The following is a 12,602-nucleotide window of genomic DNA, read 5'->3' on the forward strand; positions in this document are numbered from 1 at the left end:
GTCTTCCTGAATGCATGACGGAACGGGCCGGCGTGGGCCGGTGCGGGCCGGCGCGGACTCAGCGGCCCCAGGTCGCCCAGACGATGAGCGCGCTCACCGCGACGAAGCCCGCGACGAAGAGCGTGTCGCGCACCCGCCACGGGCTCAGCACTCGCTCGGTGCGGGTGGTGTGGGCGCCGAAGGCGCGGGCGTCCATCGCGAGGGCGACCCGTTCGGCGTGCCGGATCGCCGAGGCGAGCAGCGGCACCGCCGTGCCGAACGCCCGGCGGGTGGCCGCGATCGGGCCGCGGCCGCGCACGGTGCCGCGCACCCGGTGCGCCGCACGGATGATCTCGAGCTCGTGCCCGAATCGGGGCACGAAGCGCAGCGCCGCGAGCGCCGTGTAGCCGATGCGGTACGGCACCCGCAGGTTCTGCACCATCGCGCGCACGAACTCGGGCCCGGTCGAGGTCATGCCGGCCATGAGCGAGAGCAGCAGGATGGCGAGGATGCGCAGGCCCGTCGTGAACCCGACGAGGTAGGCGGCGAGCGTGAAGCTCCACTCGCCGATCGAGAAGAGCACGATGGATGTCTCGGGGCCGGAGAGCCTCGACGGGTCGACCCACACGCCGAAGCTGACGCCGAGCACGATCGCCGCGAGCGGAGTGCCGATGAGGAGCGCCGCGACGACCCGGCCGGGAAGACGGGCGCCGATGAGCAGCACGAGGAGCGCGAGCACGATGAACGCGGTCGGCAGCAGGAGGTCGCGACTGAACACGACCACGAGCATCGCGGGCAGCGGAGCGGCGAGCTTCGCGAGCGGGTTCAGCGTCGCGAGCGGGCCGCGCCGGGTCGCGATCGCGCCCGTCGCGGGGATCGCGCCGGTCGTGACGATCGCGTCGGCCGCGGGCAGCGGTCCCGCCGTGCCGCTCACCTCGCCCCTCCCGTGGCGACCGGCAGCTGCGACATGCGGGTGACGGTGTGCCACTCGGGGTGGTGCTCGAGCCCGCGCGTCGCGCGCGCGAGCGGCGGGTGCCGCAGACCGGCCTGCTCGATGAGGGGGCCCGCGAGCACCTCGCCGGTCGCGCCGACGCCGAGAAGGCGCCCGCCCCGCATGACCGCGAGCCGGGTCGCGTAGTCGGCGACGAGCTGCAGGTCGTGCGTCACGACGAGCACCGTGGTGCCCTCGTCGTTGAGCGAACGGAGCATGTCGAGCAGCTCGGCGGCGCGGGCGCGATCCTGCCCGAAGGTGGGCTCGTCGAGGGCGAGCACCGGGGCGCCCGCCACGAGTGCGGTGCCCACCGAGAGCCGGCGCTTCTGCCCGCCCGAGAGCAGGAAGGGGTGCTGCTCGGCGAGCTCCTCGAGGCCGAACCGGCGAAGCATCCGATCGCATGCCTCGGTCACCTCGGCGTCGCCGAGACCCTGCAGCCGAAGTCCCTGCTCGAGCTCGTCGCGCGCCGAGCCCGCGATGAACTGGTGCTCGGGATTCTGGAAGACGAAGCCCACCCGACGCGCGCGCTCGCGCGCGTCGGCGCGGGCCGGGTCGACGCCGAGCACCTCGACGGTGCCACGGGGCGCCTCGACGACGCCGGCGAGCGCCTGCAGCAACGAGGTCTTGCCTGCGCCGTTCGTGCCGACGATCGCGAGGAACTCGCCCGCCGCGACCTCGAGGTCGACGTCGTGCACGACCACCGGGCCGCGGCGCCCGCCGCGCCGCACCGAGACCCCGCGCGCGCGGATCACCGGGGCGGTCACCGCCGCGAGGCCGCCCGTGGCGGTCGCGAGCGACGGGGTCGGTGCGAGCGCCGTCGAACGCACGGGGGAGGAGGAGCTGAGCGGCGCGGGCAGGTGCGGCAGTGCGTCGAGCGCCTCCGCGAGCTCGGCCGGAGTGAGCGGCAGCGGCCCGATCGGCACGCCCGCGTCGCGGAGGCGCATCGCCGCGAGCGTCGAGACCGGCAGCCAGACGCCGAGTGCGGCGAGCTCGTCGGCGCGTTCGCGCAGCGTCTCGCGGGCGGGGCCGTCGATCACGAGCCGGCCCCCGGCGTCGAGCACGATCACCCGGTCGACGAGGTCGACGGCCGAATCGAGGTTGTGCTCGACCAGCACGATCGCGTGATCGTCGTCGTCGGCGAGCTCGCGGAGCACGGCGTACACCTCGTCGATGCCGGCGGGGTCGAGGTTCGCCGTCGGCTCGTCGAGCACGAGCACGGGCGCCGCCATCGCGAGGGCGCAGGCGATCGCGAGTCGCTGCCGCCCGCCGCCCGAGAGGGTGTCGGGGCTCTCGGTGCGACGGTCCCAGAGGCCGACGAGCTTGAGCGCGCGTTCGGCGCGCGCGAGCACCTCGGGTGCCTCGACGAGCTGGTTCTCGGGGGCGAAGCACACCTCGTCGAGCACGCTGCCGGTGACGATCTGCGCGTCGGGATCCTGGAAGACCATCGCCACGTGCTCGCTCAGCACGCCGACCGGGTGCTCGCGGCTGTCGAGGCCCGCGACCCGCACCGTGCCCTCGAGCTCGGCCGGCACGGCGTGCGGCACGAGGCCGTCGAGCGCCAGCGCCAGGGTCGACTTGCCGCATCCGCTCGGCCCGAGGATGAGCACGACCTCGCCCGGTGCCACGTCGAACGACACCCCGGCCGGGGTCGGTCGGTTCGCGCCCTCGTGGCGGATGCTCACGCGGTCGAGCTCGATGATGGGCGGAGTGCGCATGACAGGGCCTGGGTCGGAGTGGACGGACGCTCGCGACGCGGCATCCGTGGGGCTTAGGACAGCCTAACCTCGCGGTCGGCCCCACGTCGGCGCTCGCGTCGGCGACGCACGGGAATACCCCGGTCAGCCGCGATGTTGTGTCTATGTTCGGACGTGGAGCCACCACGCCGGAAGGAGGAGAACGTGGGCATCAGTTATGTCGAGTTCGAGGACGAAGCCGGGATCCTGCGTCGCTACCGCAAGCACGCGAACGGTCGTGGCCTCGTCGCCACCACCGCCAAGGTCGACCCGAGCGCGTTCGTCGACCCGACGGCCTACGTCGACCCCGGCGCCGAAGTGCAACGCGGCGCCCAGATCGGCCCGGGCGGCTGGATCGAGGGCGACGCGATCGTCGCCGAGCGCGCCGTGGTCGGCGTGAACGCCCATATCGGGCGACGCGCCGTCGTCGGCCGCAACGCCGTCATCGGCCCGTACGCGACGATCGGCATCGGCGCGAAGGTGCAGAACGGGGCGCGCGTGCCCCGCGAGACGACCATCGCCGACGGCGACGAGTACCGCGCTTCGACCGAGGACCTGCGCCGGCTCGGCCTCGCGGCCTGAGCCGGTCGCCCGGTCGGTCGGCTGCCGGTCGCCCGGTCGGCGCCGCCGACCGGGCGATGAGCGGCTACCGTCTCGCGATCACTGCCGCGCCATGGCGATGCGCATGCGCTCGTCGGGGTCGATGAAGTGGTCGTGGTCGTCGTCGCCGAGGTCGATCTGCACCCAGTGCAGCTTGCCGGTGAACCGGCTCGACTGCGTCGTGTAGTCGTCGGTCACCGGCGTGCCCGACTCGTAGCCGATGTCGGTCGTCTCGTCGGCCGAGAAGACCAGCGGCTGGGTCGCGCCGACCCGACCGGTTCCGACCTCGGCACCGTCGTGGAACAGGGTGACGGTGCCGCCCTTGGCCAGGCCTCCGCCGTCGTAGGCGAACTCCATGCGCACCTGATGCGTGCCGGCGGGCACCGCGCTCGTCGCCGCCGTGGCGAACTCCTGGATGCCCAGCACGTTGTAGACGAATTTCAGCGTGCCGTCCTTCACGTAGAGGCTCCAGCCGCCGAAGCGCCCGCCCTGTGCGATGATCACGCCGTTCGCGCCGCCCTCGGGCACCTCGACCTCCGCCGTCACCGAGAACGACTTGTTCTTGATGCTGACGACACTGTTCTCCGAGAGCCGGCCCATGCCGGGGAAGAACTGCTGCGACGTGCCGTGCACGAGCGTCGGTCGGCCGGCGAGCTCGGGGCTGAGGCGCTCGGCCGTGCGGTCGTCGAGCGGCAGCACGTTGTACTTGGCCGCCTCGATGAGCCAGAGGCGTTGCATCTCGTGCAGTCGGTCGGGGTGCTCGGCGCTGAGGTCGCGGGCCTGGCTGAAGTCGACGTCGCCGTCGTAGAGCTCCCAGACGTCGTCGTCGAACGCGACGAGCGAACCGCCGACCATGACCCACGGGGTGCGGTGTTTCGTGACGGCGCTCCACCCCTTGTGGTAGACGCCGCGGTTGCCGAACATCTCGAAGTACTGCAGATCGTGCCGCTCGGGGGCCTCGCCGTCGTCGAAGGAGTAGAGCATGCTGGTGCCCTCCATCGGCGACTGCTGCACCCCGTTCACCATCGTCGGTTCGGGCAGGCCGGCCGCCTCGAGGATGGTGGGAGCGACGTCGATGACGTGGGTGAACTGGCTGCGCAGGCCGCCCTGATCGGTGATGCCCGCAGGCCACGAGACGATGGTGCCGTTGCGCGTGCCGCCCCAGTGCGAGGCGACCTGCTTGGTCCACTGGAACGGGGCGTCCATGGCCCACGCCCAGCCGACGGCGTAGTGGTTGTACGACGTCGGCGAACCGAACTCGTCCATCTTCGAGCGCATGAACTCGGGCGTCTCGAGGGCGGCCATGCCGTTGAAGTTCGCCATCTCGTTGAAGGCGCCGTTCACGGTGCCCTCTGCCGAGGCCCCGTTGTCGCCGATGATGTAGAAGATCAGCGTGTTCTCGAGCACGCCCAGATCCTCGATCGCATCGATGACCCGGCCGACGTGGTGGTCGGTGTGCTCGAGGAAGCCGGCGTAGACCTCCATCTCCCGCTCGAGCACGGGCTTGAGCTCGTCGGGCATGTCGTCCCACGCCGGGATCTCCGCGTGCCGGGCCGTGAGCTCGGCGTCCGGCGGGATGACCCCGAGCTCCTTCTGCCGTGCGAAGGTCTTCTCGCGCTGGGCGTCCCAGCCGTCGGCGAACGCGCCCTGGTACTTGTCGGCCCACTCCTTCGGCACGTGATGCGGCGCGTGCGTCGCGCCCGGGGCGAAGTAGACGAAGAACGGCTTCTCGGGCATGAGCGCCTTCTGCGTGCGGATCCAGCTGACGGCGTGGTCGGCGAGGTCCTCGGTCAGGTGGTAGCCCTCCTCGGCAGTCGCCGGCGGCTCGATCGGGGTGGTGCCGTCGTAGAGCGCCGGATCCCACTGGTTGTTCTCGCCGCCGATGAACCCGTAGAAGGTCTCGAACCCGCCGCCGCCCGTCGGCCAGGCGTCGAACGGCCCCATCGGCGATGACTGCCAGACGGGCACCTCGTGGCACTTGCCGAACTGCGCGGTCGAGTACCCGTTCAGTTTCAGCGTCATCGCGACGGGTGCCTTGGTGTTCGGCTTCAGCGAGCTGTTGCCGGGGGCGGAGGTCGCCGTCTCGGTGATGCTGCCCATGCCGACCGAGTGGTGGTTGCGACCGCTGAGCATCGCCGCGCGGGTGGGGGCGCAGAGCGCCGTCGTGTGGAAGCGGTTGTACCTGAGACCGCGGGCGGCGAGCTTCTCGGCGTTCGGTGTGCGACACGGGCCGCCGAAGACGCTCGACGCACCGAAGCCGGTGTCGTCGATGAGCACGATGAGCACGTTGGGGGCGCCGTCGGGCGGCATCAGCGGCTCGATCGGCGGGTACGAGGTCTCGGGGTCCTTCGCGTCGTACGTGGTGAGCCCGGGCGCCGGGCGATCGGGAATCGGCAGCATCGTACGTGCGTGACGATCAGGCTTCATGACATTCCCCCGTGTCGGTGGTCGAGCGGATCCGTCGACACCGCGTCGCAGTCGAGTCGGCGCCGACTCGGGTCACGGTACCGAAGTCCGCTCCGCACCGAATCACCCAGATCGGGGTATGCGGCCGCCGCGCTACTCTGCGAGCGCGCCCGCCAGCAGTTCGAGGGTCTGCTCGCGACCCTGCGTGCGGTCGAGCGGCTCGGACGCGTACGACCCCGCGATCGGCGCCACCATGATCTCGTCGATGCCGTGGCGGGCGGCGAGCGTCCGCAGCTCCGAGGCCGCGCCCGCGGCATCCGCGATCACCCAGCGTCGCTCCATCGCCGTGATGAGCTCCGCCGCCTGCGAGTCGGCGGGCGCCGCCTGCGCCTCGTCGACCGTCTCGAGCGGGCGCATCGGCCGGCCGAGCTGCAGCCTGGCCATCGAACGCAGCTGCGGCAGCGCCCGTGCGCGGGCCTCGTCGAGGGTCGGCGCGACCGAGGCGTTCGCCGTGAGGAACGTCTCGGGCTCGGGGTGCGCCTCGCTCGGGCGGTAGCCGGTGCGGTAGAGCTCGAGCGCGCGCTCGAGACCCTGGCCCGAGAAGTGGTTCGCGAAGACGTAGGGCAGGCCGAGCTCGGCCGCGAGCTTCGCCGAGTAGTCGCTCGAGCCGAGCAGCCAGAGCGGCGGCACGGCCGAAGCGGCGGGCGTCGCGGTGATCGCGTACTCGCGACCGCTCGTGAGGCGCAGCGTCGCGCCGTCGGGCGAGAGCAGCGAGAGGATGTCGGCCAGGTGGTCGGGGAAGCGGTCGACCTCCGCAGTGGGACCCGAGATGCGCAGCAGCTGCGTGATCACCGGGTCGCTGCCCGGCGCGCGCCCGATGCCGAGGTCGATGCGGCCGGGGGCGAGCGCCTCGAGGGCCGCGAACTGCTCGGCGACGACGAGCGGCGCGTGGTTCGGCAGCATCACGCCGCCGGACCCCACCCTGATCCGCTCGGTCTGCGTCGCGATCGCGGCGATCAGCACGGGCGGCGTCGTCGAGGCGACGGCCGGCATGTTGTGGTGCTCGGCGAACCAGTAGCGGGTGAAGCCCAGCCGATCGGCGAGCTGCGCCAGGCGAACGGATGCCGCGACGGCACCTCGGCTCGTCTGGGCGCTGCGAACCGGAACGAGGTCGAGTACGGACAGGCGCGGCGAGATGTTCATCGCTTTCGGCAACCGCCCCGCGGCATCCGGTATTCCGAGACCGCGGCGGGCTCCCGCGTGCTCCCGCGTGATCCGGTGCGCTCCGCGGCAGGGATACCCCTGAGCGCATCGGAGGGGGTTCACTGACGCGGCGGCCCGGCCGCCGCCGTTGGATGGGGTCTCGTTGCGAGCGCCGTGCAGATCTGCTCGGCCGTCGGAACGGCTGATCCGCCTCAGTGCCGAAGCCGCCCGGCCCGCACCGGAATCCTGAAAGGAACCACCTGTGAACACCCCTGTGCCTTCCGCACCCTCGGTGGCCGCCGCCACGCTCGAGGCGTCGGCTGCCGACCTCGCCACCCTCTCGCTCCGCGAGGCCCTCGCCCTGCTCGACGAGCAGCTGGACGGGCGCGTGCACCTGTCGGGCGACCCCGACTGGGACGACGCCCGCGCCGCCTGGAACCTCGACGTCGACCAGCGCCCCGCGGTGGTCGTCACGGCCCGCTCGACCGAGGACCTCGTGCGCACCGTCGGGTTCGGCGCCCGCTACGGACTCGCCGTCGCCCCGCAGGGCACCGGCCACAACGCCGGGCCGCTCGCGGCCGACAACGGGCTCGCCGACGCGATCCTGCTGCGCACCCACGAACTGCGCGGCGTCGAGATCGACGCCCGGCGCCGCACCGCCCGGGTCGAGGCGGGTGCGCTCTGGGGCGACGTCGTCGCCGCGGCCGCGCCGCACGGGCTCGCCGCGCTCGCCGGATCGTCGCACGACGTCGGCGTCGTCGGGTACACCCTCGGCGGCGGTGTCAGCTGGCTCGCCCGCACGCACGGCCTCGCGGCCAACCAGGTGCTCGCCGTCGAGATCGTGACTGCCGACGGCCGTCACCGCCGTATCGACGAGGAGCACGACTCCGAGCTGTTCTGGGCCGTGCGCGGCGGCGGCGGCGACTTCGGCGTCGTGACGGCGCTCGAGTTCCGCCTGTTCCCGATCACCGAGGTCGTCGCGGGCATGCTGCTCTGGCCCGTGGAGCGGGCCGACGAGGTCGCCACGGCCTGGGCCGACTGGACGAACACCGTGCCCGACGCGGTGCAGAGCGTGGTGCGCATCATGCACCTGCCGCCGCTGCCCGAGCTCCCGCCGTTCCTCTCGGGCCGCTCGGTCGTGATCGTCGAGGCCGTCGTGCTCGACTCCCCGGCGCGGGCCGACGAGCTGCTCGCCCCGCTGCGGGCGCTGGCCCCCGAACTCGACACCGTGCACCCGCAGGCGCCCGCCGAGCTGCTCGCCCTGCACATGGACCCGCCCGGGCCCGTGCCGGGCCGCGGTGACGGCATGATGCTCCGCGAGCTGCCGGCCGCCGCGGTGCGCGCCTTCGTCGACGCCGTCGGCGCCGGGTCGGGTACCGCCCTGTTCACGACCGAGATCCGCCACCTCGGCGGTGCGGTCGAGCCCGATGCGGCCGTGCAGCGCTCGGCCGAGCTCGGACTGCCCGTGCCCGGTGCGACCGCCGGGTTCGAGGCGAACTATCTCGTGTTCGCCGGGGCCATGGCGATGCCGGGCGCCGACGAGGCGATCGCCCGTTCGCTGGGCCGTCTGTTCTCGAAGATCGAGCCGTGGCGCGCCCCGGAGGAGTACCTGAACTTCGCCGAGCAGCGTCGCGACGCGGCGCAGTTCTTCGGCGGTCGACTCGCGCGTCTGCGCGCACTCAAGCGAGCGGTCGATCCGACCCGCGTCATCCGCTCGAACCACCCCGTGGGGTGACCCGCGGTCATCGGGTTCCGACCCGCCGACCCGGCAGTTGGGGGTGTCGCTCGCGCCCCGGCCTTCATAGGCTGGGAGCGAGCGACATCGTCGTCGCGATCTCGGGGGAGGAACGAATGACCGTCCACTACGAATTGCCCACCACTGCCGATTTCGCGGCCCTCGCGGGTGCGCATCACCCCGCGATCACCGTCTACCTCTCGACCTCGCCGGTCGTGAGCGAGCGCGAGCGCGCCGAGGTCGCCGCGCGCAGCGCCTTCGACGAGGCCATCGAGCAGGTGCGCTCGAACGGGGCCTCCTCGGCCGAGGTCGCAGAGCTCCGCGCCGAGCGCGATGCGATCATCGGCGACCAGCGGCTCTGGGGGGCCCTCGCGCGTTCGATGGCGATCTTCGTCGCACCGGGGTTCAGCGAGGTGTTCGTGCTGCCGAACCGGCTCGACGACGCCTGGCACGTCGGCTCGCACTTCACGCTCGGGCAGCTGCTGCGGGCGCCCAGTCAAGACCAGGAGGCGTTCGCACTCACCCTCTCGGCGCACGAGTGGTCGCTGTGGCACGCGACGCCCACCGACCGGGCGGCGAAGCTCGAGATCGACCAGTCGGGCGCGGCGAACCTCGATGAGGCCACCAACCGCGAGCCCGGAGAGGACCGGCCCCGCGGTGCGAACCGCGGCACCTCCAGCCAGGGGGGCGCGAGTCGCCTGATGGGCGACGAGGGTCGCAAGACCCTGCTCGACCAGTACTCGAAGCGCGTCATCGAGATCGCCCGTCGTGAACTGCTCGCCCGCGACCCCGACGAGCGGGTGCCGGTGTTCGTGTTCGCCGCCGAGCCGCTGCTCAGCCTCTTCCTCGCGAACACCCGCAACTCGCGCCGGGTCGTCGCGGTGCCCGGTTCGCCCGACCGGCTCGGGCCGGCCGAGGTCGACGAGGCGCTGCGCCAGCAGCTCGCGAAGCTGAACGTGCACGAGGCCGAGCAGACCCTGCGCGTGCTCACCGAGGGCACCGCCGGCCGGATCGAACGCGACCTCGCGGCGATCGGCCGTGAAGCGGCCGACGGGGCCGTCGAGACCCTCTGGTTCGACTTCACCACCTCGGTGAACGGCACCCTCGACCAGCAGTCGGGCGCCATCGAGTTCGCGAGCGACCACGGCTCGGGCGAGACCCTCGTCGACGGCACCCGTGCTGGCGACCTGCTGCCGCAGCTCGCGCTGCTCGTCATCTCGAAGGGCGGCAAGGTCGTCACGGTGCGCAGCGACGACCTCGACGGAACGGTGTGGGCCGGCCCGGCGATGGCCGAGCTCCGCTTCGCGCTCGCCTAGCGGGCACGACCACGGGTCGAACGACGGATGCCACGGGGCGCGCCCCGTGGCATCCGTCATGTCGACCCCGTGCTGCAGCACCGCACCGTTTCAGGAGAACGTCACCCAGTCAGGACGGAATCGAGCTGATCGTCCTGAGCAGCCGACGTTCTCCTGAAACGGTGACGGGTCAGCGGAACGAGGGCACCCGTTCGCGGAGCGGCAGGCGGAAGCCCTCGCGCCAGCGGAAGCGGACGACGATCTCTCGAGCCTGCAGGTCTTCGATGATCGCCTCGACCGGCACCTCGGAGAGCACGCGCGGGCGGGGTTCCGCGGGCGGGGTCTCGCGGACCTCGAGCCAGAGGCTCTCGGGGTGCGGCACGACGCCGGGGTTCGCGGCGACGAGTTCGAGCCGCCAGCCGCTCGACGGGGCGAGCCCGTGACCGGTGACGCGGATGAGGCGTGCGTCGCAGGTCTCGACGACGGTCGCGTCGAAATCGGCGACGGCGTATTCGCAATGGAGCTGACCGTTCATTGTGCCGAAGCTACGCCCGTGCCCTCGCGGCGGCCTCAGTGCTGACGCTGAAACGAGGTGCGCCGTACGGAGTATGCGTGGCCCGGCGACGCCGTGGTCCTCTCCTAGGCTGTACCCCATGCGTTTCGGAATGTTCGTTCCCCAGGGCTGGCGTTACGACCTCGTCGGCATCGATCCCGCCGAGCAGTGGGCGGCCATGCGAGGCCTCGCCGAGTTCGCCGATGCGGCGGAGTCGCCCTTCGAGTCGATCTGGGTCTACGACCACTTCCACACCACCCCGGTGCCGTCGCTGACCGAGGCCACCCACGAGGCCTGGACCCTCATGGCCGCGTTCGCCGCCGCGACCAGTCGGGTGCGCCTCGGTCAGATGTGCACGTGCATGGGCTACCGCGAACCCGCGTACCTCGCGAAGGTCGCGGCGACGGCCGACCTCATCTCGGGCGGGCGCATCGAGATGGGCATCGGCGGCGGCTGGTACGAGCACGAGTGGCGGGCGTACGGCTACGGGTTCCCGTCGATCCCCGAGCGGCTCGGGATGCTGCGCGAGGGCGTCGAGATCATGCGCCAGGCGTGGACCACCGGGCAGGCGACGCTCGACGGACGCTACTACCGGGTCGACGGCGCCATCGTGCAGCCGCAGCCCCTCCAGCCCGGCGGCATCCCCTTCTGGGTCGCGGGCGGCGGCGAGCAGGTGACGCTGAAGATCGCAGCGAAGTACGCCTCCTACACGAACTTCACCGGCTCGCTCGAGGAGTTCGCCCACAAGGGCGAGGTGCTGCGCGGGCACTGCGAGGCGATCGGGCGGGATGCCTCGGAGATCACCCGCTCGATGAACTTCAACACGGTGATCGGCACGTCGGCCGCCGATGTCGAGGCGCGGCTCGCGCGCATCGAGGCCCGGGTCGCCCCGCACCTCGGGGCCGAGGGCGCGGCGAAGTACGTCGAGAACTACTTCATCACCCCGCCGGGCGCGCTCGTCGGCACGCCCGACGAGGTCGTTGCGAAGCTCGAGGAGCGGCGCTCCGTCGGGCTGGACTACGCGATCCTGTACGCCCCGGAGGCCGCCTACGACCGCTCGGGACTCGAACTGTTCGCGACGCAGGTCGCCCCGGCGCTGCGCTGACCCGCGGCGCTCGCAACGAGCTCAGGCGCGCAGGGCGGGCTCGACGAGCTGAACGGGATTCTGGGGCACGGCGTCGCTGATCGTGACGCGATCCGCCTCGATCGGCACGGCGATGAGGTCGCCGGCCACGAGATCGCCGGGCAGTTCGAGCCGCGCGAGCGCGTGGCATCCCCCTGCCGCGAACCGCACCGAGACCGTCACGACCTTCGCGACCGACACGCGGCCGATGAGTCGGGCCTCGGCCCAGTCGGGCCGGTGGGGGCCGCTCTCGCCGTCGATCGCGACGAGCGGCAGGCCCGCGCCCGCTGAGACCTCGCGCACCGTCGCGACCGCGACCCCGCGGTGGCGCACCTGCTCATCGTGACGGCCGGTCGGCGTCGGGGCGAGGTGCGCGAGCGGGGTGCCGTCGCGCTCCGCGAGTCGCGTCATCGAGAATCCGCCGACGATCACGTCGGTCGTCGTGACGCGGGTGCCCGCAGGCCAGCGTTCGGGCGCGATCGGGTCGGGGATCGAGCGCCGCAGCGTCGGCAGCAGACGGGTGAGCGTCATGCGAGTGGCCGGGCGATCGAGGGCATGCATCCGTTCTACGCCGACTCGAGGTCGCTCGCGCGATTGTTACGCGATCCGAACGGCGAGCGCCCGTTCGCTCATGCGCCGCTTACGCGGCGAGCGTCTCGTCGAGCTTGGCGCCCAGTTCGGCGTCGGTGGGCTCGGTGAAGTGGGTTCCGTCGGGGAAGACGACGACGGGGATGTTCGTGCGCCCCGAGATCGACTTGGCGACGTCGGCGGCCTCGACGTTCACCTCGAGGTCGACGTACTCGTAGTCGACGCCGCGACCGTCGAGCAGTCGCTTCGAGCGACGGCAGTCGCCGCACCAGGCGGCGCCGTACATGGTGATGCGTTCGGGGGTCGATGCAGGGGAGGAAGTCACACAGATACTGTACGCATTACCGGTCTGGGGTATTCCCCGACGAAGGATGGCGTCATATGCGCGGCGGCAGG

11 protein-coding genes are annotated in these 12,602 nt (G+C 72.1%); 4 read left to right on the forward strand and 7 right to left on the reverse strand.

Annotated elements, in window-relative coordinates; all coding sequences use genetic code 11:
- Positions 1 to 58: 58 nt before the first annotated feature.
- Both GQQ93_RS03510 and GQQ93_RS03515 read right to left on the reverse strand, forming a co-directional pair.
- Positions 59 to 913 (reverse strand): energy-coupling factor transporter transmembrane component T family protein, encoded by an 855-nt coding sequence (locus tag GQQ93_RS03510; RefSeq protein WP_376862905.1) that lies wholly within the window; start codon positions 911 to 913, stop codon positions 59 to 61.
- Positions 910 to 2,685, reverse strand: coding sequence for an ABC transporter ATP-binding protein (locus tag GQQ93_RS03515; RefSeq protein ID WP_157422863.1), 1,776 nt, complete (start codon positions 2,683 to 2,685; stop codon positions 910 to 912). The genes GQQ93_RS03510 and GQQ93_RS03515 overlap by 4 nt, the downstream gene beginning before the upstream one ends.
- 183 nt (positions 2,686 to 2,868) lie before the next feature.
- Here GQQ93_RS03515 and GQQ93_RS03520 point away from each other — a divergent pair, with 183 nt between their 5' ends.
- Complete coding sequence (locus GQQ93_RS03520) at positions 2,869 to 3,285, forward strand: transferase (protein ID WP_170296111.1); 417 nt, start codon at positions 2,869 to 2,871, stop codon at positions 3,283 to 3,285.
- A gap of 78 nt (positions 3,286 to 3,363) precedes the next feature.
- On the opposite strand, the gene GQQ93_RS03525 is transcribed toward GQQ93_RS03520, so the two are convergent.
- Both GQQ93_RS03525 and GQQ93_RS03530 read right to left on the reverse strand, forming a co-directional pair.
- Entirely contained in the window at positions 3,364 to 5,730 is a 2,367-nt protein-coding gene (locus tag GQQ93_RS03525; protein ID WP_157422865.1) for an arylsulfatase, read from the reverse strand.
- 132 nt (positions 5,731 to 5,862) lie between these two features.
- Complete coding sequence (locus tag GQQ93_RS03530) at positions 5,863 to 6,912, reverse strand: LLM class flavin-dependent oxidoreductase (protein ID WP_157422866.1); 1,050 nt, start codon at positions 6,910 to 6,912, stop codon at positions 5,863 to 5,865.
- A 262-nt stretch (positions 6,913 to 7,174) separates the two neighbouring features.
- On the opposite strand from GQQ93_RS03530, the gene GQQ93_RS03535 reads away from it, so the two are divergent.
- Positions 7,175 to 8,647: an FAD-binding oxidoreductase gene (locus tag GQQ93_RS03535; RefSeq protein ID WP_157422867.1), complete on the forward strand. Its 1,473-nt coding sequence runs from the start codon at positions 7,175 to 7,177 to the stop codon at positions 8,645 to 8,647.
- A gap of 116 nt (positions 8,648 to 8,763) precedes the next feature.
- A complete protein-coding gene (locus GQQ93_RS03540; RefSeq protein WP_157422868.1) occupies positions 8,764 to 9,963 on the forward strand; it encodes a baeRF11 domain-containing protein in 1,200 nt (399 codons plus the stop codon).
- Between the two features lie 169 nt (positions 9,964 to 10,132).
- Here the strand turns inward: GQQ93_RS03540 and GQQ93_RS03545 are convergent, their stop codons facing one another.
- Positions 10,133 to 10,477, reverse strand: a complete 345-nt coding sequence (locus GQQ93_RS03545; protein WP_157422869.1) for a hypothetical protein — start codon at positions 10,475 to 10,477, stop codon at positions 10,133 to 10,135.
- A gap of 118 nt (positions 10,478 to 10,595) precedes the next feature.
- Here GQQ93_RS03545 and GQQ93_RS03550 point away from each other — a divergent pair, with 118 nt between their 5' ends.
- Positions 10,596 to 11,600 (forward strand): LLM class F420-dependent oxidoreductase, encoded by a 1,005-nt coding sequence (locus tag GQQ93_RS03550; RefSeq protein ID WP_157422870.1) that lies wholly within the window; start codon positions 10,596 to 10,598, stop codon positions 11,598 to 11,600.
- Positions 11,601 to 11,621: 21 nt separating this feature from the next.
- On the opposite strand, the gene GQQ93_RS03555 is transcribed toward GQQ93_RS03550, so the two are convergent.
- Together GQQ93_RS03555 and GQQ93_RS03560 are read right to left on the reverse strand one after the other, a co-directional pair.
- A complete protein-coding gene (locus tag GQQ93_RS03555; protein WP_157422871.1) occupies positions 11,622 to 12,149 on the reverse strand; it encodes a hypothetical protein in 528 nt (175 codons plus the stop codon).
- A gap of 109 nt (positions 12,150 to 12,258) precedes the next feature.
- Positions 12,259 to 12,492: a glutaredoxin family protein gene (locus tag GQQ93_RS03560; RefSeq protein WP_246192118.1), complete on the reverse strand. Its 234-nt coding sequence runs from the start codon at positions 12,490 to 12,492 to the stop codon at positions 12,259 to 12,261.
- Positions 12,493 to 12,602 lie beyond the last annotated feature (110 nt).

Source organism: Agromyces lapidis (genome assembly GCF_009749405.1).
Taxonomy (GTDB): domain Bacteria; phylum Actinomycetota; class Actinomycetes; order Actinomycetales; family Microbacteriaceae; genus Agromyces; species Agromyces lapidis.